The 22,992-nt window shown below is 75.4% G+C and carries 18 protein-coding genes; 10 read left to right on the forward strand and 8 right to left on the reverse strand.

Annotated features, from left to right (window positions below):
- Positions 1–155: 155 nt before the first annotated feature.
- From ACZ60W_RS26695 to ACZ60W_RS26720, 6 genes are all read left to right on the forward strand, one after another.
- A complete protein-coding gene (locus ACZ60W_RS26695; protein WP_469757916.1) occupies positions 156–1,604 on the forward strand; it encodes a peptidoglycan D,D-transpeptidase FtsI family protein in 1,449 nt (482 codons plus the stop codon).
- A 155-nt stretch (positions 1,605–1,759) separates the two neighbouring features.
- Complete coding sequence (locus ACZ60W_RS26700; protein ID WP_469757959.1) at positions 1,760–2,155, forward strand: hypothetical protein; 396 nt, start codon at positions 1,760–1,762, stop codon at positions 2,153–2,155.
- A 71-nt stretch (positions 2,156–2,226) separates the two neighbouring features.
- Positions 2,227–3,432, forward strand: a complete 1,206-nt coding sequence (locus ACZ60W_RS26705) for an MFS transporter (protein ID WP_469757917.1) — start codon at positions 2,227–2,229, stop codon at positions 3,430–3,432.
- Positions 3,429–5,495: a SpoIIE family protein phosphatase gene (locus ACZ60W_RS26710; RefSeq protein WP_469757918.1), complete on the forward strand. Its 2,067-nt coding sequence runs from the start codon at positions 3,429–3,431 to the stop codon at positions 5,493–5,495. The genes ACZ60W_RS26705 and ACZ60W_RS26710 overlap by 4 nt, the downstream gene beginning before the upstream one ends.
- Entirely contained in the window at positions 5,492–8,287 is a 2,796-nt protein-coding gene (locus ACZ60W_RS26715) for a SpoIIE family protein phosphatase (RefSeq protein WP_469757919.1), read from the forward strand. The genes ACZ60W_RS26710 and ACZ60W_RS26715 overlap by 4 nt, the downstream gene beginning before the upstream one ends.
- A gap of 89 nt (positions 8,288–8,376) precedes the next feature.
- Positions 8,377–9,579, forward strand: coding sequence for an amidohydrolase (locus ACZ60W_RS26720; RefSeq protein ID WP_469757920.1), 1,203 nt, complete (start codon positions 8,377–8,379; stop codon positions 9,577–9,579).
- Between the two features lie 62 nt (positions 9,580–9,641).
- Here ACZ60W_RS26720 and ACZ60W_RS26725 read toward each other — a convergent pair whose 3' ends face one another.
- Positions 9,642–11,108, reverse strand: coding sequence for an APC family permease (locus ACZ60W_RS26725; RefSeq protein WP_469757921.1), 1,467 nt, complete (start codon positions 11,106–11,108; stop codon positions 9,642–9,644).
- Entirely contained in the window at positions 11,105–12,370 is a 1,266-nt protein-coding gene (locus ACZ60W_RS26730; protein ID WP_469757922.1) for an amidohydrolase, read from the reverse strand. Before ACZ60W_RS26730 ends, ACZ60W_RS26725 begins: the two co-directional genes overlap by 4 nt.
- A gap of 196 nt (positions 12,371–12,566) precedes the next feature.
- Here ACZ60W_RS26730 and ACZ60W_RS26735 point away from each other — a divergent pair, with 196 nt between their 5' ends.
- Positions 12,567–13,268, forward strand: coding sequence for a GntR family transcriptional regulator (locus tag ACZ60W_RS26735; protein WP_469757923.1), 702 nt, complete (start codon positions 12,567–12,569; stop codon positions 13,266–13,268).
- 211 nt (positions 13,269–13,479) lie between these two features.
- Here ACZ60W_RS26735 and ACZ60W_RS26740 read toward each other — a convergent pair whose 3' ends face one another.
- Together ACZ60W_RS26740 and ACZ60W_RS26745 are read right to left on the reverse strand one after the other, a co-directional pair.
- The gene (locus tag ACZ60W_RS26740) at positions 13,480–14,622 is read right to left on the reverse strand and encodes a hypothetical protein (protein ID WP_469757924.1); all 1,143 of its coding nucleotides are present in this window, start codon (positions 14,620–14,622) and stop codon (positions 13,480–13,482) included.
- Positions 14,619–15,551, reverse strand: coding sequence for a 5-dehydro-4-deoxyglucarate dehydratase (locus ACZ60W_RS26745; RefSeq protein ID WP_469757925.1), 933 nt, complete (start codon positions 15,549–15,551; stop codon positions 14,619–14,621). Before ACZ60W_RS26745 ends, ACZ60W_RS26740 begins: the two co-directional genes overlap by 4 nt.
- Positions 15,552–15,778: 227 nt before the next feature.
- On the opposite strand from ACZ60W_RS26745, the gene ACZ60W_RS26750 reads away from it, so the two are divergent.
- Positions 15,779–16,588 carry an NAD-dependent epimerase/dehydratase family protein gene (locus tag ACZ60W_RS26750; RefSeq protein ID WP_469757926.1) on the forward strand — a complete coding sequence of 270 codons (810 nt, stop codon included), beginning with the start codon at positions 15,779–15,781 and terminating at the stop codon, positions 16,586–16,588.
- Positions 16,589–16,995: 407 nt separating this feature from the next.
- Here ACZ60W_RS26750 and ACZ60W_RS26755 read toward each other — a convergent pair whose 3' ends face one another.
- The gene (locus tag ACZ60W_RS26755; RefSeq protein WP_469757927.1) at positions 16,996–17,982 is read right to left on the reverse strand and encodes an AraC family transcriptional regulator; all 987 of its coding nucleotides are present in this window, start codon (positions 17,980–17,982) and stop codon (positions 16,996–16,998) included.
- 55 nt (positions 17,983–18,037) lie between these two features.
- Here ACZ60W_RS26755 and ACZ60W_RS26760 point away from each other — a divergent pair, with 55 nt between their 5' ends.
- Positions 18,038–18,277 carry a hypothetical protein gene (locus ACZ60W_RS26760; protein ID WP_469757928.1) on the forward strand — a complete coding sequence of 80 codons (240 nt, stop codon included), beginning with the start codon at positions 18,038–18,040 and terminating at the stop codon, positions 18,275–18,277.
- A gap of 36 nt (positions 18,278–18,313) precedes the next feature.
- Positions 18,314–19,528, forward strand: coding sequence for a TerD family protein (locus ACZ60W_RS26765; protein ID WP_469757929.1), 1,215 nt, complete (start codon positions 18,314–18,316; stop codon positions 19,526–19,528).
- 16 nt (positions 19,529–19,544) lie between these two features.
- Here the strand turns inward: ACZ60W_RS26765 and ACZ60W_RS26770 are convergent, their stop codons facing one another.
- From ACZ60W_RS26770 to ACZ60W_RS26780, 3 genes are read right to left on the reverse strand one after another with little or no spacing between them, the layout of a single operon-like run.
- A complete protein-coding gene (locus ACZ60W_RS26770; protein ID WP_469757930.1) occupies positions 19,545–20,564 on the reverse strand; it encodes a 1-aminocyclopropane-1-carboxylate deaminase in 1,020 nt (339 codons plus the stop codon).
- Positions 20,565–20,611: 47 nt separating this feature from the next.
- Positions 20,612–21,352 (reverse strand): GntR family transcriptional regulator, encoded by a 741-nt coding sequence (locus ACZ60W_RS26775; RefSeq protein WP_469757931.1) that lies wholly within the window; start codon positions 21,350–21,352, stop codon positions 20,612–20,614.
- A gap of 53 nt (positions 21,353–21,405) precedes the next feature.
- On the reverse strand, positions 21,406–22,854 hold the full coding sequence (locus tag ACZ60W_RS26780; RefSeq protein WP_469757932.1) for an alkaline phosphatase PhoX: 1,449 nt from the start codon (positions 22,852–22,854) through the stop codon (positions 21,406–21,408).
- Positions 22,855–22,992 lie beyond the last annotated feature (138 nt).

Below are 22,992 nucleotides of genomic sequence, written 5' to 3' on the forward strand. Positions count from 1 at the left end.
CGGGCGGTCCGGCGGCGACCCGCCGGGGCCTTCCCGCGGGCCGGCGCCCCGCGGGCGTAGCCGGCGGTTCGCCGAGAAGGCGTACATGAAGGTTCGCTGAGAAACGGGACACATCCGGAACGTCTGCTACCGGGCCGTTCGTCCCCCTCAGTGCGATGAACAAGACGATCAGGCACACGTCGGTCTTCGTGCTCATCCTGGTGCTGGCCCTGCTGGGCCGGGCGACCTGGGTGCAGGCGTACGAAGGCAAGGCGCTCGCGGACGACTCGAAGAACCGGCGGAAGACCATCGCGCAGTACGCGCAGCCGCTCGGGAACATCGTCGTGGCCGGCTCGCCGGTCACCGGCTCGAAGAGGACGGAGGGAGACGACCTCGCCTACCGGCGGACCTACACGGACGGGAAGCTGTACGCGGCGGTCACCGGCTACAGCTCGCAGGCGTACGGGGCGACCCAGCTGGAGGGGATCTACTCGGGGATCCTCGACGGGACCGACGACCGGCTGAAGAACCCGCTGGACGCGGTCACCCGCAAGCAGCAGGAGCCCGGCACGGTGATCACCACCATCGACCCGGACGTGCAGAAGGCCGCCTACCGGGCGCTGGGCGACAAGAAGGGCGCGGCCGTCGCGATCGACCCGGCGACCGGCCGGATCCTCGCCCTCGCCTCCACGCCCTCCTACGACCCGTCGAAGATCGCCGGTTCCGCCGACGGCGCGGCCTGGCAGGCCCTGACCGCCGACGAGGACAAGCCCATGGTCAACCGGGGACTGCGCCAGCCGCTGCCGCCCGGCTCGACCTTCAAGCTGGTCGTCGCGGCGGCGGCGCTGGAGAACGGGCTGTACGGCTCGGTGGACACGGCGACCGACAGCCCCGACCCGTACACCCTGCCGGGCACCCGGACCGTCCTGCGCAACGAGAACTCCTCGGCGCCCTGCGAGGACGCCACGATCCGCACGGCGCTCCGGTACTCCTGCAACAACGTCTTCGCCAAGATGGCCGTCGACCTCGGGCAGGACAAGGTGAAGGCGATGGCCGACCGGTTCGGCTTCGACGACGGCACGCTCGACGTCCCGGTCCGCGCCTACCCGAGCGTGTACCCGTCGGGCATGGACAAGGCGCAGACGGCGCTCACCGGCATCGGGCAGTTCGACGTGACGGCCACGCCGCTCCAGATGGCGATGGTGTCGGCCGCGATCGCCCACGACGGCCTGCTGGCGGCCCCGCACATGGTGTCGCAGGTCGTCGACTCCGACGGCGACCCGCTGACCACCTACGAGGACGGGGACACCGAACGGATCGTCTCCTCCTCGACGGCCGAGCAGCTGCGCAGCGCGATGGTGACCGTGGTGGAGCAGGGCACGGGCACCAACGCGGCCGTGGCCGGCGCGGAGGTCGGCGGCAAGACGGGCACCGCGCAGCACGGCGAGAACAACAGCAAGACGCCGTACGCCTGGTTCACCTCCTACGCCAAGGACCCCTCCACCGGGAAGCAGGTCGCGGTCGCGGTGATGATCGAGGACTCGGGCGCGGCGCGCTCCGAGGTCAGCGGCAACGGCCTGGCCGCGCCGGTGGCGCAGAAGATGATGGCGGCGGCGCTGAAGTGACGTCGGACGGGGACCGATTGGCCGTCGGGCCCCGTCACACGATATGCAGGGGCACGTCCCGCGATCGCACGCGCTTTCGCCTCGCGGGACGTGCCCCTGCTCTCGTCCCACGGAGGACCGCCGTGCGTCTGCCCCGTTCCCTGTCCGGCTGGACCATGGCGGTCTTCGGCGTGCTGGCCGCCGCGCTCGGGGTGGTCGGCCTGGTCTCCCCCGACGTGCTGCTGACCGTCATGGGCTTCGAGCCGGTGCCCGGGGACGGGCGCGCGGACGGCGACCACACCCTGGTGTTCCTGACCGCCTCCTCGATGGCCGCGCTCAACATGGGCGTCTACTACGTGCTGGCGGCCCTCGCGGACTGGAGGGCGTTCTTCCGCTGGACGGTCCCCTTCCGCCTCCTCACCTGTGCGGTCTTCACCCTCGCGGTCGTCACCGGCCGTGCCCCCGCCGGCTTCCTCGGCGTCGGCCTGTGGGAGGGCCTCGGCGCGGTGGTGACGGGGGCCGCCCTGCGGTACGAGGCCACGCGCCGGCCGCCGGTGACCGCCGGGGGATGAGCCCCGGCCGGGGCGTTCCCTACGGCGGATGACCGATTCGGGGCGGCCACCTCAGACGCGAGGCTGCGGTCATGCGCTGGTATCTGACAGGTGTCGTCGTGTCCGGATTCGGGACCACGGCGATGTGGCTGGTCTCCGGGATCTGGGTGAAGTCCCTGACGGGTTCGGACAGCCTGGCGGCCCTGGCCGCCTTCGCCCTCTGGGCGCCCGTGCTCCTCGGACCGCTGCTCGGCACGCTCGCCGACCGGACGCGCCGCCGGCCCCTCCTGGTCGCCCTGGACGCGGCGATGGCGCTCCTGCTGCCGCTGCTGCTGTGGGTGGAGTCCGCGGACCGGGTGTGGCTGCTCTTCGCGGTGCTCGTCCTCTACGGGGCGCAGGGCACCGTGCACGAGGCGGCGGAGCAGGCCCTGGTGGCCGGCGTGGCCGACGACGGGCGGCTCGGCGCCCTCAACGGGCTGCGGATGACCGCGAACGAGTCGTCGAAGCTGATCGCCCCGCTGGTGGCGGCGGGGCTCTTCGCCCGCTGCGGAGGCGGCCCCGTCGTGCTCCTGGACGCGGCGAGCTTCGCCGTCGCGGCGCTGGTGTTCGCCCTGATGCCGGTACGGGAGGCACGGCCCGCCCCGCCCGCGGCCCGGCACTGGTGGCGGGAGACCGCCGAGGGCGTCCGGCTGGTGCGGGCCTCGCCGGTGCTGCGGCCGCTGGTGGCGACCGGCGCGGTGACGATGCTGCTCGCGGGGGTCAACGGGGCCGCGGTCTACGCGGTCGTCGACCGGGGTCTGGGTCACCCGCCCGCGTACGCCGGGGTGCTGTACGCCGTCCAGGGCGCGGGCTCGGTCGTCGCCGGGCTGGTCACCGGCCCGCTGCTCCGGCGCGTCCCGGAACGGACGCTCGCGGCCGCCGGTCTCGCCCTGTTCGCCCTCGCCGTGGGGGTGCGGGCGCTGCCGTACCTCCCGACCGCGCTGGCCGCGAGCGCGGTGATCGGCGTCGGCCTGCCGTGGGTGCTGGTCGCCGTCGTCACCGCGGTGCAGCGCGAGGCCCCGCCGGAGGCCGTGGGGCGGGTCGCGGCGACCGCCCACACCCTCGTCCTCGCCCCGAACGCGGCGGCCCTCGCACTCGGCGCGGGCCTGGTCGCCCTGGTCGACGTGCGGATCCTGCTGCCGCTGCTCGCGGTGGCGGGGCTGGCCTGGGCGGGCGGGCTCGCGGTGCGGCGGGGGCGGGGGACGGGGAGCATGGAGACAGGCGCGGCGCGCCTGCGCCGCGGGAGGAGGGCAGTGTGACGACGGGTTCGTTCCCGGGGACGGCGGGGCGGGCCGGTATGCCCCTGGACGGCGAGGGCCTGCTCGACGTCCTCGGGGTGGCGGCCGTCGTCGTGGACGCGCGGGGCCGGATCGTGCTGTGGAGCCCGCGGGCGGAGGACCTCTTCGGCTTCCGCGCCGACGAGGCGCTCGGCCGGTACGTGGCCCGGCTGATCGTCGGCCCGGAGCACCGGGAGGAGGCGATGCGCCTCTTCGGCGAGGTGCTGCACGGCGGCACGTCCTGGTCGGGCACCTTTCCCGTGCGGCACAAGGACGGGACCGAGCGGCCGGTGGAGTTCCGCAACATGCGGCTCACCGACGACCGGGGCGACCTGTACGCGCTCGGGATCGCCGCCGACCGGACCGCCGTGGAGCGGGTGGAGACCGAACTGGCCCTCTCCGACCGGCTGGTCTCCCAGTCGCCCGTCGGCCTCGCCCTGCTCGACCCCGAGCTGCGCTACCTCCTGGTGAACCCCGCCCTGGAACGGATCAACGGCGTCCCGGCCGCCCTGCACGTGGGGCGGCGGGTCGGCGACGTCCTGCCGCAGCTCGCCACCGGCGGGCTGGAGGCGGCGCTGCGGACGGTGCTCGCCACCGGCAGACCCCTGCTCGACCACCCCACCACGGGACGGACGCCCGCCGACCCGGACCACGACCACGCGTGGTCGGTGTCGCTGTCCCGGCTCGAAGGGGCGGAGGGGCGCGTCCTGGGGGTCGCCGTGTCGGTCGTCGACGTGACCGAGCGGCGCCGGGCGGACGCGGAGGCGGACCGGTCACGGCGGCGGCTCGCGCTGATCGCGGACGCCTCCGCCCGGGTGGGCACCACCCTGGAGGTGGAGCGGACCGCCGACGAACTGGCCTCGGTCGTGGTGCCGGAGCTGGCCGACATCGCCGCCGTGGACGTGCTGGACTCGGTGCTCGCGTTGCGCCGGCCGGGGGCGCCCGAGGAGGGGCCGGAGCTGTTCCGCGCGCTCGCGGTGAAGGCCGCCGGCCGCACGGAGGCGCTGCCGGCGGCGGACCCGCCCGGAGCGGTCGCCATGTACGGCGCCGACCGGCTGGTCACCCGCTGTGTGCACACGGGCCTGCCGGTCCTGGTGGAGCACGTCGGGCCCGGGGATCTGGAGCGGATCGCGCGGAGCCCCCACGCGGCGGAGCTGCTGGAGCGGGCCGGGGTCCACTCGTACCTCGCGGTGCCGCTGATCGCGCGCGGGGAGGTGCTCGGGGCGCTCGACATGAAGCGGGACCGCAACGCGCTGCCGTTCGACGGTGACGACGTGCTGCTCGCCACGGAGCTGGCGGCCCGGGCCGCGGTCAGCATCGACAACGCCCGCTGGTACCAGAGCGTGCGGAACTCGGCCGTGACGCTCCAGCGGAGTCTGCTGCCGGGCGCGCCGCCGGAGCTGGCGGGTCTGGAGATCGCGGCCCGTTACCAGCCCGCGCAGGCGTCCAGCGAGGTCGGCGGGGACTGGTACGACGTGATCCCGCTGCCCGACGAGAAGACGGCGCTGGTGGTCGGGGACGTGATGGGCAGCGGCATCGACGCGGCGGCGACCATGGGCCGGCTGCGCACCGCGACCTGCGCCTTCGCCGACCTGGACCTCTCCCCCGCGCAGGTGCTGCGGCACCTGGACCGGATCACGGCGGGCCTGGAGCACTACATCGCGACGTGCCTCTTCGCCGTGCACGACCCCGTGCGGGGACGGTGCCGGATCGCGAACGCGGGCCATCTGCCGCCCGTGCGGGTGCCGGCGGACGGCCCGGCCGAGCTGGTGCGGCTGTCGACGGGCGTCCCGCTGGGGGTCGGCGGCGGCACGTTCCGCACGGCCCGGGTGCCGTTCCGCCCCGGTGACCGGCTGGTGCTGTACACCGACGGGCTGATCGAGACCCGCCACGAGGCGATCGACGACCGGCTGGCGCTGCTCGTGGGCCTCCTCGACGAGGCGCGCGGTCCGCTGGAGGAGACCTGCGACCTGCTGCTGCGGGCGCTGCGCCGGCCGGGCGCGCCCGACGACGTGGCGCTGCTGGTCGCCCGGAGCACGGGATGACGGCCCGGGACGGCCACGCGGCGGGCCGGGGCGGACACCGGGGCCCGCGGCGGGGCGGGACCACGCGCGGGGAGCGGGCGACGGGGCTGCGGAGCGTCGCCGGGCAGGTCTTCGTCCTGGAGGCGCTGATCGCGCTCCTGGTGATCGCCGCGGCGACCTTCATCACCTTCCACGAGGCGCGGCGGGACACCGAGCGGGACGCCCGGATCCGCTCCCTGGCGGTCGCGGAGGGCTTCGCCCACGCCCCCGGCATCGACGCGGCCCTGGCCTCCCCCGATCCCACGGCGGTGCTCCAGGGGAGGGCCGAGGCGACCCGGCGGGCGACGGGCGTCGACTTCGTGTCGGTGCTGAGCCCGACCGGGGTGCGGTACACCGACTCCGAGCCCGCGCTGATCGGCGAGAAGGCGAAGGGGGACCTCTCGCGGGCGTCGGTGGACGGCGAGGCGTTCACCGAGCTGTTCCGCGGCGCGCCGAACGACGCCGTGCGGGCCGTGGTGCCGGTGGTGGACGACGGGGGCCGGATCGTCGGCATGGTCACCAGCGGCATCGAGGTGGAGAGCATCTCGCACGCGGTGGAGCGGCGGCTGCCGCTGCTCGTCGGCGCCGCGGGCGGCGCCCTGGCGATCGCGGTGGGCGGGGCGGCCCTGGTGAGCCGCCGGCTGCGCCGTCAGACGCACGGCCTGGGGCCGACCGAGATGACGCGGATGAAGGAGCACCACGAGGCGGTGCTGCACGCGGTCCGCGAGGGCGTGCTGATCATGGGCTCCGACCACCGGCTGCTGCTCGCCAACGACGAGGCCCGCCGGCTCCTCGGGCTCGGCGCGGACGCGGAGCGGCGGCACGTCTCGGAGCTGGGTCTCGACGCGCGGACGGTGGAGCTCCTGGAGTCGGGGCGGTCGGCGACGGACGAGGTGCACCGGGCGGGCGACCGGCTGATCGCGGTGAGCGTGCGGCCCACGGTGACGGACGGCGCGGCGTCCGGGTGCGTCATGACGATGCGGGACACCACGGAGCTGGCGGCGGTGACGGGCCGGGCCGCGGTGGCCCGGGGCCGGCTCCAGCTGCTCTACGAGGCGGGGGTGCGGATCGGGACGACCCTGGAGGTGGTGCGGACCGCGGAGGAGCTGGCGGAGGTGGCGGTGCCGCGGTTCGCCGACTTCGCCACGGTGGAGCTGCTGGAGCCGGTGCTGCGCGGGGAGGAGCCGCCGGCGGAGGCGATCACCGAGCTGCGCCGGACGGCGATGAGCGGGCTGCGGCCGGACCAGCCGCTGCAGCCGGTCGGCGACACCATCCGGTTCGACGTGCCCAGTACGCCGATGGGCCGGGCCCTGAACGCGGGGCACGCGGTGGTGCAGGCGGAGCTCGCCTCGGCGGAGGGGTGGCGGGCGCAGGACCGGGAGGGAGCGGCGCGCGCCCTGGCGTACGGGATGCACTCGCTGCTGACGGTGCCGCTGCTCGCCCGGGGGGTGGTCCTCGGGATGGCGAACTTCTGGCGCGCGGACACCCCGGAGCCGTTCGGGGACGAGGACCTGTCGTTCGCGGAGGAGCTGGCGGCGCGGGCGGCGGTGGCGATCGACAACGCCCGCCGGTTCACCCGGGAGCACGCGATGGCGGTGACGCTCCAGCGGAGCCTGCTGCCCCGGGTGCTGCCGGACCAGAGCGCGGTGGAGGTGGCGTACCGCTATCTCCCGGCGAAGGCCGGGGTGGGCGGCGACTGGTTCGACGTGATCCCGCTGCCGGGCGCGCGGGTGGCGCTGGTGGTGGGCGACGTGGTGGGGCACGGGCTGCACGCGGCGGCGACGATGGGCCGGCTGCGGACGGCGGTGCACAACTTCTCCACCCTCGACGTGCCGCCGGACGAGCTGCTGGGCCATCTCGACGAGCTGACGGGCCGGATCGAGGACCGCGATCCGGAGGGGCCGGACGCCGAGGTCCCGCGGCGGGACGAGGGCATCACCGGGGCGACCTGTCTGTACGCGATCTACGATCCGGCGTCGGGGCTGTGCACGATGGCGAGCGCGGGACACCCGGGGCCGGCGCTGGTCACCCCGGAGGGGCGCGTCGAGTTCCCCGCGGTGCCGCCGGGGCTGCCGCTGGGGCTCGGGCTCGGCGACGTGCCGTTCGAGGCGACGGAGGTGCGGCTGCCGGAGGGCAGCACGCTGGTGATGTTCACGGACGGTCTCCTGGAGGACCAGGGGCGGGACCTGGGCGCCGGTCTGGGGCTGCTGCGGTCGGCGCTGGCGCGGCGCGAGCGGTCCCCGGAGCAGACCTGCGCGGACGTCCTCGCGACGCTCCTGTCGCCCACGCCCCGCGACGACATCGCGTTGCTCGTGGCGCGGACCCGGCTGCTCGACCGGGGGCGCATCGCGGAGTGGGAGGTGCCGCGGGATCCGTCGGCGGTCTCCCCGGTGCGCAACGCGGCGGCGGCGAAGCTGACGGAGTGGGGGCTGGAGAGGCTGGCGTTCTCGGCGGAGCTGGTGCTGAGCGAGCTGATCACGAACGCGGTGCGGTACGGAGCGGATCCGGTGCGGGTCCGGCTGCTCCACGACCGGACGCTGATCTGCGAGGTGTCCGACGGCAGCAGCACCTCGCCGCACCTGCGGCACGCGGCGACGACGGACGAGGGTGGGCGCGGGCTGTACCTGGTCGCCCAGTACGCGGACCGGTGGGGGACCCGGTACGCCCGCCGGGGCAAGACGATCTGGGCCGAGCTGCGGGTGGACGCGGGGGACGCGGAGCCGGTGGCGACGGCGGTGCCCGACTTGGACGCGCTGGAGGATCTGGCCTGGTGAGAGGCGGTACGGCGGACTCCGTACCAGCCCGTGGTATACCAGATCTCGGCACCGTTCCGTCCGCACCGACGCCCCTCCGAGGAGACCCCGTGACCCCGCCGCCCCGCACCGCGACCCTGTTCCACGACGTCCGCCCGCACGGCGGCCCGGCCCGCGACCTGATCGCGGTGGACGGACTGCTGGTGGGCGAGGTCCCGGAGGGCGCCGCCGTGGAGCGGGTCGACGGCGGGGGCCGGCTGGCCCTGCCGACCCTCGTCGACGCGCACATCCACCCGGACAAGACCTCCTGGGGCGAGCCCTGGCACAGCAGGCGCCCCGCGGAGGGCATCGCCGCGTACGTGGCGGGCGACGTGGAGCTCGCCCGCGCCCTGCCGACCCCGGTCGGCGAGCGGGCCCTGCGGCTGATGTCCCACGCGGCGGCGCAGGGCACCCGGGCGATGCGCGCCCACGCGGACGTGGCCCCGGCCTACGGCCTCTCCGGCGTCGAGGGCGTCGCCGAGGCCGCCGGGACGCTCGCCGGGATCGTCGACGTGGAGCTGGTCGCCTTCCCGCAGCACGGCGTCGTCCGGACCCCGGGGGTGGCCGAGCTCCTCGCGGAGGCGGCGGCGAGCGGGCTCGTCACCCACGTCGGCGGCATCGACCCGGCGGGGTTCGACGCGGACGGCGGCCGGGACGGCGACCAGCTGGGAACGGTCTTCGCCCTCGCCGAGAAGCACGGGCTCGGCCTCGACGTCCACCTGCACGACCGCGGCGAAAAGGGCCTCGCCCCGCTGCGGGACATCGCCGCCCGCACCCGGGCCCTCGGCCTGCAGGGCCGGGTGAGCGTGGCCCACGCCTTCGCGGTCGCCGGTCTCTCGGGCCGGGAGCTGGACGACACGGCCGATCTGCTCGCGGAGTCCGGCGTCGCCCTCACCACGGTCGCCCTGTCGGTCACCACGATCCTGCCCTTCCGCCGCCTCGCCGAGCGCGGCGTCCGCGTCGGCCTCGGCTCCGACGGCGTCCGCGACAGCTGGAGCCCCTTCGGCAACGCCGACATGCTCCACCGGGCGTGGCTCGCCGCCTGGGCCCTGGACCTGCGGCTCGACGAGGAGCTGGAAGCCTGCTTCGACCTCGCCGCGCACGGCGGCGCCGGTCTCCTCGGCCTGCCGGAGGCCGACCTCCGCCCCGGCTCCCCCGCCGACTTCATGCTCCTCGACGCCGAGTGCGTCCCCCAGACCGTCGTCGACGTCCCCCGCCGCGACCTGGTCGTCCGGGCGGGCCGGGTGGTGGCCCGGGACGGCCGCCTGGTCTGAACGGGCGGCGGGGCCGCCGGCCCCGGGGGCGCCCCGTCGGGGGGCGCCCCCGGCGCCGTGCCTCAGTCCCGTTCCACGTCCACCGTGGTCAGCGAGGCGTAGCGGGCCGGGTCCGCGCGGCGGATGCGGAGGGCGACGAGGAGGCCGGCCGCCAGGACGAGCGGGAGGGGGACGAGGAGCGCGGTGTTCACCGCGCCGGTGCGGCCGGTCAGCAGGTCGAAGTGGACCACGGCGAGGACCGTCAGGACCGCGAGGCCGGCGCAGGAGACGAGCGGCGCCCAGACGACCCGGGCGGCGGAGAGGCCCTTGCGGTCGCGGCGGAAGTAGGACCAGACGGCGAGCGCGGCGAGGGCCTGCATGCCCATGATGCCGAGGACGCCGACGCTGTTGGTCCAGAGGAAGACCTCGCCGTACGGGTCGGCGGCGAGGAGCGCCCCGGCCGCGACGACGGCGAGGTCGAAGCCGGTCTGGGCGACGACGGCGCCGCCGGGCGAGCCGTGCCTGCCGGAGACCCGGCCGAGGCGGCGGGGCAGCAGCCCCTCGCGGCCGAGCGCGTAGAGGTAGCGGGCGGCGGCGTTGTGGAAGGCGAGGGTGGCGGCGAAGGCGCTGACCACGATGAGCCCGTGCATCGCGTCCGCCAGCCAGGGGCCGGCGAACAGCTCGGCGGCGCGGAAGGTCAGGTCGGGTCCGTCGGCGGCGCGGGCGAGCGCGACGGCCTCGTCGGTGCCGAAGGCGCCCATGACCAGCCAGCAGCCGGCGGCGTAGAAGACGGCGAGGAAGCCGATCGCGAGGAAAGTGGCCCGGGGCACGGTCCGGTGCGGCTCGCGCACCTCCTCGGCGAAGATCGCGGTGGCCTCGAAGCCGGTGAAGGCGCCGATCACCAGGACGAACATCCCGGCGACGCCGCCGGCGGCGAGGGTGGAGGGCGCGAAGGAGGCGGTGTCGAGGGCGGCGGTGCCGCGCTCGCCGAGGATGCCCGCGTCCATCACGACGAGCGACAGGACCTCCAGGACCAGGGCGATGCCGAGGACCTTGGCGCTGAGGGTGACCTTCAGCCAGCCGAGGACGCCGACGCCGAGGACGCAGAGACCGGAGAGCAGCCACCAGGGCACGTCGGTGCCGGTGGCGTCGCGGACCGGGCGGGCGGCGAAGTAGCCGAAGGCGGCGGCGACGCCCGGGGTGATCAGGTTGTAGGAGACGACGGCGACGTAGGCGGTGCCGACGCCGAGGGTGCGGCCGAGGCCGCGGGCGACGTAGGCGTAGAAGGCGCCCGCGTTGCGGACGTGCAGGCTCATCGCGGTGAAGCCGGCCGCGAAGAGGGCGAGCAGGACGCCGGAGACGAGGTAGGCCAGCGGGGCGCCGGGGCCGCCGATGCCGATGGCGAAGGGCGCGACGCCGGCGAGGACGGTGAGCGGCGCGGCGGCGGCCACGACGAAGAAGACCAGGTCGAAGGTGCCGATCCGGCCGGTGGCGAGCTTCCCGGCGGCCGGGGCCGGGGCGGTGGTGCGGGGCGTGGTGTCGGTGCTCATCTCGTTCCTCCGGCGGACGGGACGACGGTGGGGTAGGCGTCGTCGGCGAAGGGGCCGACGATCCGTCCGGCGTGCAGCACGAGCAGCCGGCGGGGGTGGGCGGCGACGGCCTCGGGGACGGAGCCCGCCGCGACGGCGACGAGGTCCGCGCGGGCGCCGGGGGTGGGGCCGTGGTCGTCGAGGCCGAGCGCGGCGGCGGCCTCGTCGGTGACGAGGGAGGCGGCGACGCGGAGTTCCGGGTCGGTCATCAGGCCGGCCCTCAGGCCGATGACGGTGGCGCGTTCCAGCATGTCGGCGGTGCCGTAGGGCCACCAGGTGTCGCGGATGTTGTCGGAGCCGGCGAAGACCCGGACGCCGAGCTCGCGCAGCCGGAGGACGGGCGGCATCGGGCCGCTGGGTCCGTTGGTCATGACGGCCACGCCGGCGGCGGCCAGGGCGTCGCCGGTGCGGGCGAGTTCGCGGGCGTCGACGTCGCCGAGCGCGTAGGCGTGGCTGACGGCGACCCGGCCGCCGAGGCCGAGGGCGGCGGTGCGGGCGGCGATGTCCCGCAGCTGGGCGGTGCCGGTCTCGCCGCCGTCGTGGAGGTGCAGGTCGATGCCCTTGCCGTGGCGCCCGGCGAGGCCGAAGACGACGTCGAGCTGGCCGGCGGCGTCGCCGTCGAAGCCCACCGGGTCGAGTCCGCCGACGAGGTCGGCGCCGTCGGCGAGGGCCGCGTCGAGCAGGTCGGCGACGCCGGGCGCGGTGACGACGCCGCTCTGGGGGAAGGCCACGAGCTGGATGCCGAGCCGGTCGCGGAAGTCCTCGCGGACGCCGAGGAGGGCGTGCAGGTGGTCGAGGCCGGTGTCGGGGTCGACGTCGACGTGCGAGCGGACGTGGCCGGTGCCGAGGGAGACCATGCGGCGGGCGAGGGCGGCGGCCCGGACGGCGACGGGCACGTCGGCGCGGCGCGAGGCGCGTTCGGCGGCGATCTGCTCCCGCAGCGTGGCGGTGGCCCGGTGCGGGCGCCAGGGCCCGCCGAGGAGGGTCTTGTCGAGGTGGGCGTGGCCGTCGACGAGGGCGGGCAGCAGGAGCGCGCCGCCGAGGTCGAGGGCGCCGGCCGGGACGGGGCGGCCGGGGGCGTGGTCCTCGACGGCGTGCACCCGGCCGTCGCGGAGGTGGACGTCGGCGGTCCGGCCGTCGGGGAGGGTCGCCCCGGTCAGGGCGGTGACGGGGGCGGCGGGTTCGCCCGGGGTGCCGGGCCTGGCCCCGGTGGGGTCGTTCATGAGGTTCTCCTTGGCTGAGCGGCGGGCATCGCGCGGATCGGTGACGGAATCTCCCCTGGTGAACGCGGCGCGGCGCCAACCTAACTGGTATACCGAATACCAGGCAATGGGTTGCGGCCCCGTACTTCGCCGGCCCTCTGCCGGTCTGCGAAGATCGGGGGACCAGCCCCCGCGCGTCCCCACTGGAGCCGTCCCGATGACCACCCCCCGCCCCGCCGCCCGCAGCTCGGCCATCGGGGACACCCATCCGTCCCTGCGCGAGCGCGTGTACGTGGAGCTGCGCGAGCGGATCATCGAGGCGGAGTACCCGGCCGGGATGCGACTGGTGGAACGCGAGATCGCCGAGGAGCTCCGGGTCTCCCGCGTGCCGGTGCGCGAGGCGATGCAGCGACTGGAGTCGGAGGGCTTCCTCTCCGTCCAGCCGCGCCGGGGCTCGGTGGTGGCGGACTTCGGCCCGCGCGACGCCGAGTACCTCTTCGACGTGCGGGAGAACCTGGAGGGCCTGGCCGCCCGGCTGGCCGCCCGGCACGCCGGCCCCGCGCAACTGCGCGACCTGGAGCGGCTCCTGGCCCGCGCCCGGAAGGCGGCGGAGTCCGGCCGGCTGCGCGAGGCGGTCTCCCTCAACGCCGACTTCCACCGGCGGATCGTCGAACTCTCCGGCAACCCGCTCCTGGTGGACCTGATGGCCCCGCTCGACTCCCGGCTGCGCCGCCTCTTCCGGCTCACCTCGGCCCAGTCGGACGGCGAGCCGATGTGCGGGGCGCACGAGCGGCTCTACGCGGCGGTCCGCGACCGCGACGAGGACGGCGCGGAGGTGCTGGCCCGGGCCCACGTCGCGGACACCCGCGCCTCGACGCAGCGGCTGCTGTCCGCGCTCGGGGAGCCCGAGGACGGCTGAACGGCCCGTCACCGGCGTCGGTCTTCCTCGGCTGCTCCTGTGGGTCGCCCTGGCCGGCCTGCTCACCGCCCTGCTCGCCGAGTGGGTCGAACCGCGCCCGGGCCCCCGTGGGTGCGGCGGACGACCCGGGCGAGGAAGCCGAACGGACCGGACCGGGTCGGCCCCCTTCGTGACGGGCTCGCGGGGTCCGGCCCGACCGACAGGACGCCCCTTAGAGACCACCGCCCAGGGTCCGCAGCGCCGTCCGGACCGCGGCCAGGTCCGCGTCCGAGGCCAGACCGGCGTGGTAGAGCCGGAGTTCGGTGGCGCCCTCCGCCCGGGCCCGTGCGGCGTCGTCGGCGAGGCGGCCGGGGGCGCCGCCCATGCCGCCGACGACGGGGAGGTTGGCGGCGAGGACGGTGCCGGGGCGGGCGTGGGCGGCGAAGCCGGCGACCCCGGGCGGGCGGGCGACCACGCCGTCGGCGAGAGCCAGGACGTGCGCCGGGTCGGTGCCCGCGTCGGCCCCGCAGCGGTACGGGTCGGGGTCGGCGTGGAGCAGGACCCGGAAGCCGGGCGGGGCGGCGGCCCGTACGGCGGCGACCGCGGCCTCCTGGAAGGCGCGGGCGGTCCCGGCGCGCCACGCCCGGGCGGGCGCCTCCAGGGCGCCGAGTCCGCCCGCCGGGCCCGCGCCGGACCAGACCGGCGCCAGGGCCCCGCGCACGGCGGCGGCCAGGGCGTCCGGGTCGGCGCCCGCGTCCCCGTACCCCTGCCGGCAGGCGGGGCAGAAGCAGAGGGACATCAGGTACTGCTCGCGCTCCCCGAGGGCGACCCCGCCGGTCTTGTCGTGGGCGTGCAGGTGCGCGAGGCCGTACCAGCCGCAGGACTCCAGTTCGGTGCCGGCCGCCCCGGGGCGTACGGCGGCCTCGGCGGCCAGGTCGACGAGGAGGGCCCGGACGTCGGGCCGGGCGATGCAGGGCGCCCAGGGGTAGCGGTCGCCGTAGGCGTTGACGACGGAGGTCTCCGGATGCTCCGCACCGAGGCGGGAGTTGTGGGCGAGGACGACCCAGCTGTGGACGTCGAGGCCGGTGCCGGAGAGGGCGTCGGCGGCCCGCCCGAAGGCGTCGCCGGGGGCCCACGCCCCCGCCGGGTACGGGCGGAGCGCACGGCCGGCCCAGCGGTCCGGGCCGGGCGGGTAGAGCACGGCGGCGTGCTCGGCGGTGACGACCCGGTGCGCCGGGTGGCGGGGGCTCAGCGCCCGGGTGGAGTGGTAGGCGGAGGCGAGGGTGACCTGGGCGAGCCCGAGGCCGGCGAGGAGTCCGGGCGCGGCGGGATCGCCGTCGACGTCCCACGGGTAGACGAACGCGCCCGCCCTCACGCCCCGGCCTCCGTGAGGAGGGCCCGGCCGCGCTCGACGAGCAGGGCGAGCTCCCGCAGGTGCTCGGGGGCGGGTTCGCTGAGCGGCGGGCGCACCTCGCCGACGTCCAGGCCGCCCATCCGCACGGCCGCCTTGACGAGCGACACCGCGTATCCGCGCCCCCGGTCGCGGAGTTCGACGAGGGGCCGGAAGAAGCCGTCGACGAGCAGGTCGACGGTGGCGTCGTCGCCGGCGGCGAGGGCCCGGTGGAAGGCGAGGGCGAGGTCGGGGGCGAAGCAGAACACGGCGGAGGAGTAGAGGGTGACGCCGATGGCCCGGTAGGCGGCGCCGGTGAGTTCGGCGGTCGGCATGCCGTTGAAGTACAGCAGGTCGAGGCCCTCGGCGCGGACGGCGCTGACGATCCGCTGCATCAGGCCGAGGTCGCCGTGGCCGTCCTTGAGGCCGATGACGCCGTCGGTGCGGGCGAGGGCGACGGCGGTGGCGGGGGTGAGGACCGCGTTGTCCCGCTGGTAGACGATGACGTCGAGCGAGGTGGCGGCGGCGAGTGCCGTGTAGTGGCGGAGCAGCCCCTCCTGGTCGGCGACGACGAGGTACGGGGGCATGGCGAGGAGCCCGTCGGCCCCCGCCTCCTCGGCGAGGCGCGCGTACGCGACGGCCAGCGCGGTGCCGTAGCCGGTGCCGGCGACGACGGGGACGCGGCCGGCGGTCTCCTCGACGGCGGCGGCGACGCAGTCGCGGAACTCCTCGGGGGTGAGGGCGTGGAACTCGCCGGTGCCGCAGCAGGCGAAGACGGCCGCGGCGCCCGCGTCGACGCCGGCGCGCACGTGGGCGCGGAAGACGTCGAGGTCGACGGAGCCGTCCGGCGCGAAGGCGGTGACGGGGAAGAAGAGCAGGCCGTCGAGCCGGCCGGCGAGCGGGTCAGTGGACACGGGCGCTCCCAGGGAAGTCCGTCGCACACGATCTCTGTGCACGGTTATGACTGTCATCCATATTCTTGAACTGTGCCGTCGGGCACGCTAGATCAGCGGGGAAGACCGGTCAAGGACGGAACCCGCCGGATCACGGAGCCTTGACGCTCCGTCGGACCGCTCCCTAGCGTGTCCATGGTTGTGAACGACACTCAGCCTCATGCCGCTCGACGGAGGAGACCCGCTCCATGTCCGTACCCCGCACCGTCCTGCTGACCGGCGCCGCCGGGGGCGTCGGCACGCTGATGCGGGAGCTGCTGCCCGCGTACGGCTACGCGCTCCGCCTCCTGGACGTCGCCCCGGTCCCCGGGGAGCCGGACGCGATCGTCGCCGACCTCGCGGACCGCGCGGCGCTGCGCGCGGCGGTGCGGGGCGTGGACGCGATCGTGCACCTGGCGGGCATCTCCCTGGAGGCCGACTTCGAGAAGATCATGGCCGCCAACATCGCCGGGACCCACCACCTCTACGAGGCCGCGCGCGAAGAGGGCGTCCGGCGCGTGGTGTTCGCCTCCAGCAACCACGCCGTCGGCTTCACCCGGCGCCCGCGCGAGGGCGAGCCGCCGGTCCCGGTCGGCACCCCGCACCGCCCCGACACCTTCTACGGCCTGTCCAAGTGCTTCGGCGAGGACCTGGCGCAGCTCTACTGGGACCTGCACGGCGTCGAGTCGGTCTCCGTCCGCATCGGCTCCTGCTTCCCCGAGCCCACCTCCGTGCGGATGCTGTCGATGTGGCTGAGCCCCGCCGACTGCGCCCGGCTGCTGCACGCCGCGCTCAGCGCCCCGGACGTGGGCCACACCGTGGTGTACGGCTCCTCCGCCAACACGCGCGCGTGGTGGGACCTCGGCACCGCGCGGGCGCTCGGCTTCGAACCGCGGGACGACTCGGAGGTGTACGCGGAGAAGCTCCTCGCCGAGAAGGGCCTCCCGGCCGAGGGCAGCGCCGACGACCTGTACCTCGGCGGCCACTTCTGCGTGGACCCGCCCCGCTGGCCGCACTGAGCGGTGGCGGCCAGGGGGTGTCCGCCGGGCGCGCGCCTCGGGGACGGGGGTACGCAGGACCCGGCCGGACTGATACGGGGGAGCCGGCCGGGGCCCGGGTCACGGCGCGCGCTGGCTGACCGGACCCGTCCACCGTAGGCCGCGGCGAAGATCATCGCGAGCCGCGGAACGCGGTAGCTGTCCGGAATGCGCGGTCAATGAGTGCGCGGTGGTGCGCCCCGGCGCACAGGGGGCGCGAATCTCGCTTCCGGGCAGGTCGGAACGGGGTGACGGCCCGGAATCGCGACCGCAACGGCCCGTCAGGCGACCCCCACAGGCGCCCGGGGCCGCCCTGTGTGCGCCCCCCTGGCCCTGCGCCTGGCCGGACGCCTCGTGCGCCCCCTGGCCTGCGCCCGGGCCGCCCCCGCTCAGCGGCCCCGCAGCGTACGGGAGGGCGTCTCGCCGAACTTCTCCCGGTAGCGCGCGGCGAACCGTCCCTGGTGGCCGAAGCCCCAGCGCCAGGCCACCTCGCTCACGCCCACCTCGTCCGGGTCGGCCGCCCTCAGCTCCTCGCGGACCCGGTCGAGACGGACCTCGCGGACGTAGGCCATCGGCGACATCCCGACGTACTCCCGGAAGGACTCCTGCAGGCGCCGCACGCTCACCCGGGACAGCGCCGCGAGCTCCGTGGTGGTGAACGGATGCTCGGGGCGCTCCCGCACCGCGTCCATCGCCCGTTTCACCGGAGCGGGGCGGCGCGGCTCCCCCGGATGGGCGAGCGCCTCGCGCCACGGGTGGTCGGCGGCCAGCAGCAGGCCGTTCAGGAGCGCCTCCTGGAGGGGCCGGGCCACCAGCTCGTGCCGGGCCAGCCCCTCCCCGGCCAGGGCCTCGTAGGCGACCTGACGGGCGAAGCGCACCCAGCTGAGCCCCGGGCCGCGGCTGATGTCCAGACGCGGTGCGAAGACGAGCGGTCGGTTCGGGCTCCGGCCGATCAGCCGCTCCAGGCGGTCGGCCAGCTCGGCCGCCCCGACCTTCACCGACAGGGTCCGGCAGTCCCCGCTCCACCGGTCCAGGAACGTGTCCCCCGCCGGGTCGAGCAGCAGGGCCTCCGCGGGCGTCGCGACGACCGGGGGCCCGCCGCCCTGGCGCATCTCCATCGTCCCGCTCAGCGGCGCGTTGAGGTGGTAGGCGCCGAGCTCCCCGAAGCTCATCCGCACGTCGGCGCCGCAGCTGAGGTCGCCGATGACCAGCGGACCGAGCGCCACGGTGTCGAAGCGGGCCGCGAAGGGCCGCCCCTCCCCCTCGACGACGTCCATCCGGCTGACGTAGTACCGCGCGTCGAGCTCCTGGCGCGCCGCATCGACGTCCCCCGTCCGGAACGAGCTCCCGCCCACCGTGCCCCCCACAGCTCCCATGAACCGAAAGAATATTCATATGACGGATCTGACCGGGAACGGCAGGATGCCCGGCATGCCACGACCTCATGGATTCACGTACGAGCGACGCGGGGACGGCTCCGTCGTCCTCACCCACCAGGGGCGCGCCGCGGGCGTGCTGCGCGGCGGCCGCGCCGAGAAGTTCCTCGCCGAGGTCGAGGCGGGGGACCCCCAGCTGGTGATGGCCCGGTGGACCGGCTCGTACCGCTTCGGCAACGAGCGGCAGGCCAGGAACCATCCGCGTAACCAGGGTGGCCGAACCGGGCGCGGGTAAGGGAACGGCAAAGGGGGCCGGATCGTTAGCCCTGGCATGACCGCAATGACCCCCGGCTCGAACATCCCTCTCACCGCCGCGCGCGTGGCGGTGGACGTCGCCGCCCCCGTGCGGCTCGACGTCTCGGGCCTGCTGCTCGGCGCCGACGGCAAGGTCCGCTCGGACGACGACTTCATCTTCTACAACCAGCCGGCCGGGCCCGGTGTCACCTACCGCTCCGGCGGCGGGACCGCGCCCGACGCCATCCTGGTGGACACCGCCGCCCTCCCGGCCGGCATCGAGCGGATCGTCGTCACGGCGAGCCCCGACGCGGCCGGCCAGACCTTCCAGGGCATCGAGCCCACCGCGACCCTGCGCAACGCGGACGACGGCAGCGTGCTCGCCACGTTCACGCCGCCGCGGCTGGCCACCGAGACGGCGCTCGTGGTCGTCGAGATCTACCTGCGCAACGGCGCCTGGAAGGCCCGCGCCGTCGGCCAGGGCTACGCGAACGGGCTGGCCGGCATCGCGACCGACTTCGGCGTCTCCGTGGACGACGAGCCGGCCGCGGCCCCGGCCGCCGTCGCCCCTCCGGTCGCCCCGCCCGCCCCGCCGGCCGCCGCTCCCGTGGACCCGCGGATCACCGCCCCGCCCGCGCCGCCGGCTCCCCCGGCCGCCGCCCCCGCCGCCACGGGCAAGATCAACCTGGACAAGGGCCGCGTCAGCCTCCAGAAGAACCAGACGGTGTCCCTGGTCAAGGGCGGCCGTCCGCTGCTCTCCCAGGTCAAGATGGGCCTGGGCTGGGAGCCCGCGTACCGGGGCAAGGACATCGACCTGGACGCCTCGGTCATCGCGTACGGGCCGCAGCGCAACCACCTGGACAGCTGCTACTTCGGCAAGCTGTCCATCCTGAACGGCTCCGTCAAGCACTCCGGGGACAACCTCACCGGCGAGGGCGCGGGCGACGACGAGGTGATCGTGGTCGACCTCGGCCGGCTGCCCGCCGAAGCCACCGGCCTGGTCTTCACGGTCAACTCCTTCTCCGGCCAGAAGTTCACCGAGGTCGCCAAGGCCTACTGCCGCCTGATCGACGCGGCGACGGGCGAGGAGCTGGTCCGGTTCGACCTCACCACCGCCGAGCCGCAGACCGGCGTGATGATGGCGAAGCTGATCAAGCAGTTCTCCGGCGAGTGGGAGATGACCGCGATGGGCGAGTTCGTGAAGTCCCGCACCGTCCGCGGCATGGTGAAGCCGGCCGCCCAGTCGCTCTGAGCGGCCGGCCGACCCCCTAGGAGAACAGGGCGCTGTAGGCGTTGAGGGCGGGCTGGCCGCCGAGGTGGGCGTAGAGCACGGTCGAGTCCCGGCCGATCTCCCCGCGGTCCACCAGGTCGACCAGTCCCGCCATCGACTTGCCCTCGTAGACGGGGTCCGTGACCATCCCCTCGGTGCGGGCGGCGAGCCGCATCGCGTCGAGGGTGGCCTCGTCCGGAACGCCGTACACCCCGGCGTGGTAGCGCGCGTCCAGCTCGACGTCGTCCGCCGTCAGCACGCGCTCGACGCCGATGAGGGCGGCGGTGTCCCGGGCGATTCGGGTGATCTGCTCGTGGGTCGGGACGGGCTTCGCGGAGGCGTCGACGCCGATGACCCGGCGGGCCGGCGCGCCCTCCTCGGCGAGCGCGGCGAAGCCCGCGACCATGCCGGCCTGGGTGGAGCCGGTCACCGAGCAGACGACCACCGTGTCGAAGAAGACGCCGAGGGCACGCTCCTGTTCGGCCACCTCGTACGCCCAGTTCGCGAAGCCGAGGCCGCCGAGCCGGTGGTCGGAGGCGCCCGCGGGGATCGCGTACGGCTTTCCGCCGCCCTCCTCCACCTCCCGGAGGGCCTGCTCCCAGCTCTCCTTGAAGCCGATGCCGAAGCCCGCCTCGACCAGGCGGACGTCGGCGCCGGCGAGGCGACTGATGAGGATGTTGCCGACCTTGTCGTAGACGGAGTCGGGCCAGTCGACCCAGCTCTCCTGCACCAGGACGCACTTCAGGCCCGCCCGGGCCGCGACGGCGGCGACCTGACGGGTGTGGTTGGACTGGACGCCGCCGATGGAGACGAGGGTGTCGCAGCCCTGCGCCAGGGCGTCGGCCACCAGGTACTCCAGCTTGCGGGTCTTGTTCCCGCCGTACGCCACTCCGGAGTTGCAGTCCTCCCGCTTGGCCCAGAGCGTGGCGCCGCCCAGGTGGTGGGTGAGGCGTTCGAGGGCGTGGACCGGGGACGGCCCGAAGAGCAGCGGATAGCGGTCGAAGTCGGTGATCGGCAAGGCGGCTCCCGGTGGATGGCGGCGGCTGGGCGACGGTCCCGGACGCGCTAGCGGCGCCCGGGAAGCACGGGAGGCACGGCGGGCTCGACCGGACCGGCGGCCGCGGCCGGTGCCGGGATGCCGGTGACCTCGGCGACCTCGATGGCGTCGTCCGCGAGCTGTTCCAGCGCCGCCCATATCTCGGTGGTGACCCGGACCGCCTCGTCGGCGTCCCCGGCCGCGCAGGCGTCGATGAGCCGGGCGTGCAACTCGGCCGATCCGCAGCTGCCGGCGTCGCCGAAGAGCCGCCGCTCGACGCGGCGGATCAGGGGGGTGTAGCGCGCGATGGTGGCGGCGGCGGCGTGGTTGCCGCTGGCGACGACGAGGACCTGGTGCAGCTCGTCGTCGGCGTTCAGGGCGGCCTCGACGTCGGAGGCGCGGACGGCGGCCGCGAAGCGCGCGTTGGCCTCGGTCATGGCGCGGATGCCCTCGGGGCCGAGCAGGGGGACGCCGGTCCTGGCGGCGAGTTCGTGCATCACGCGGACCACCGAGGCGGCGTCGCGGACGACCCGGCTGACCGGCCGGGTGACCCGGGTGTAGCTCTGGGGCTTGGACTCGACGAGCCCCTCGACGCCCAGCCGGGCCAGGGCCTCGCGCACGGGTGCGCGCGAGAGCCCCAGCCGTTCGGCGAGATCGGCGTCCTTGAGCGCGGCACCGGGGGCGAGGTCGCCGCGCACGATGGCCTCGCGCAGCGCCTCGTACGCCCGGTCGCGCAACAGGGTCCGGCCCACGGGCCGCAGTGCGTCCATGGACTGACATGTTAGATGTCAGTCAGGGGACTGACCAGGGATCAGTTTAGGCCTCAACGACGGGGCTGACGGCGCCACGGACCGGTGATCGCCACCATGATGCCCGGGTCCTGGATGTTGGCGAACAGGGTGTCGCCGTCCGGGGAGAAGGTCACGCCCGTGAACTCGCTGCCGTTGAGGTCGTTGCGGGCGATCGGGTAGGTGCGACCGGAGTCGGTGGCGCCGAAGAGGTGCTGGACCCCCTCGCCGTCCTCGGCGATGACCAGCCCGCCGTAGGGCGAGACCGTGATGTTGTCCGGGCCGTCGAAGGCGCCGTCCTCGTCGGGGGCCGTGTTGACGCCGAGCAGCACCTTGAGGGTGAGGGTGCGGCGCTTGGGGTCGTAGAACCAGACCTGGCCGTCGTGCGCGGCGCCCGGGCTCTCCTCGCGGGCGTAGGAGGAGACGACGTAGGTGCCGCCGTCGGCCCACCACATGCCCTCCAGCTTACGGGCGCGGGTGACCTGGCCGTCCGCGAACTGCTTGCGGACGGGGGTGGTGCGGGCGTCGCGGTCGGGGACGTCGACCCAGTCGACGCCGTAGACGGTGCCGATCCGGGTGGCGCGGGACAGGTCGTCCACGAAGCGGCCGCCGGAGTCGGTGCACTTGAAGGCCTGGAGCACGCCGGCGTCGTCGGCGAGGGTACGCAGCCGGCCGCGGCCGTGTACGAAGCCCGCGGGCGGCGTCCAGCGGAAGAGCAGGCCGTTCGGGTTGGAGGCGTCCTCGGTGAGGTAGGCGTGGCCGCGCTTGGGGTCGACGACGACGGCCTCGTGGTCGTAGCGGCCGAAGGCCTTGACCGGCTTCGGGTCGCGGTTCGCGCGGCGGTCGCGCGGGTCCACCTCGAAGATGTAGCCGTGGTCCTTGGTCATGCCGTTGACGCCGGCGCGGTCGGAGTTCTCCTCGCCGGTCAGCCAGGTGCCCCAGGCGGTGCGGCCGCCGGCGCAGTTGGTGGAGGTGCCGGCGATGCCGACCCACTCGGCGACGGTGCCGTCGCGGTGCACCTCGACGACGGTGCAGCCGCCGGCCGCGGCGGGGTCGTAGACCAGGCCCTCGGTGAGCGGGACGGGGTGCTCCCACTTCGCGCGGGGGCCTTTCAGCTCGTGGTTGTTGACCAGGTACGTGGTGCCGCGCGGGCCGGCGAAGGCGGCGGTGCCGTCGTGGTTGGAGGGGGTGAACTCGCCGCTCTCCAGGCGGGTCACGCCGCTGTGGGTGACGACGCGGTACGAGAAGCCGGCGGGCAGGGCGAGCATCCCCGCGGGGTCGGCGACGAGCGGTCCGTACCCGAGGCCGTGGCCGTGGCCGTGCCCGTGGCCGTGGTCATGCCCGTGGTCGTGGCCGGCACCGAGCGCGGCCGGCTCGTCGGAGGCCAGCGCCTCGGGCGCGGTGGCGAGGGCCCCGACGACACCGGTGAGGGCGAGGCCCGCGCCGGCGGACTGCTTGGTGAACTCTCTGCGGTTGAGGGGCATGTGTGGCGTTCTCCCTGTGATGGCCGAATCTCGCTGGCCACCCTTGCGCGCCTCCGCGAACACCGGCTGAACGCCGTGGGAACACCGCCCGCGCCCCGCACGGCGGGCCCGGCGGGCGACGGTCGTCCCGTCGCCCGG

It is taken from the genome of Streptomyces sp. NPDC104202 (assembly GCF_055584185.1).

Excerpts from the sequence above, each read along its gene's own strand:
- ACZ60W_RS26750 (WP_469757926.1), top strand. The coding sequence starts at position 15,779 with ATGTCCGTACCCCGCACCGTCCTGCTGACCGGCGCCGCCGGGGGCGTC.
- ACZ60W_RS26760 (WP_469757928.1), top strand. The coding sequence starts at position 18,038 with ATGCCACGACCTCATGGATTCACGTACGAGCGACGCGGGGACGGCTCC.
- ACZ60W_RS26700 (WP_469757959.1), top strand. The coding sequence starts at position 1,760 with ATGGCGGTCTTCGGCGTGCTGGCCGCCGCGCTCGGGGTGGTCGGCCTG.
- ACZ60W_RS26725 (WP_469757921.1), bottom strand. The coding sequence starts at position 11,108 with ATGAGCACCGACACCACGCCCCGCACCACCGCCCCGGCCCCGGCCGCC.
- ACZ60W_RS26775 (WP_469757931.1), bottom strand. The coding sequence starts at position 21,352 with ATGGACGCACTGCGGCCCGTGGGCCGGACCCTGTTGCGCGACCGGGCG.
- ACZ60W_RS26715 (WP_469757919.1), top strand. The coding sequence starts at position 5,492 with ATGACGGCCCGGGACGGCCACGCGGCGGGCCGGGGCGGACACCGGGGC.
- ACZ60W_RS26705 (WP_469757917.1), top strand. The coding sequence starts at position 2,227 with ATGCGCTGGTATCTGACAGGTGTCGTCGTGTCCGGATTCGGGACCACG.
- ACZ60W_RS26735 (WP_469757923.1), top strand. The coding sequence starts at position 12,567 with ATGACCACCCCCCGCCCCGCCGCCCGCAGCTCGGCCATCGGGGACACC.
- ACZ60W_RS26755 (WP_469757927.1), bottom strand. The coding sequence starts at position 17,982 with ATGGGAGCTGTGGGGGGCACGGTGGGCGGGAGCTCGTTCCGGACGGGG.
- ACZ60W_RS26765 (WP_469757929.1), top strand. The coding sequence starts at position 18,314 with ATGACCGCAATGACCCCCGGCTCGAACATCCCTCTCACCGCCGCGCGC.
- ACZ60W_RS26730 (WP_469757922.1), bottom strand. The coding sequence starts at position 12,370 with ATGAACGACCCCACCGGGGCCAGGCCCGGCACCCCGGGCGAACCCGCC.
- ACZ60W_RS26780 (WP_469757932.1), bottom strand. The coding sequence starts at position 22,854 with ATGCCCCTCAACCGCAGAGAGTTCACCAAGCAGTCCGCCGGCGCGGGC.
- ACZ60W_RS26695 (WP_469757916.1), top strand. The coding sequence starts at position 156 with ATGAACAAGACGATCAGGCACACGTCGGTCTTCGTGCTCATCCTGGTG.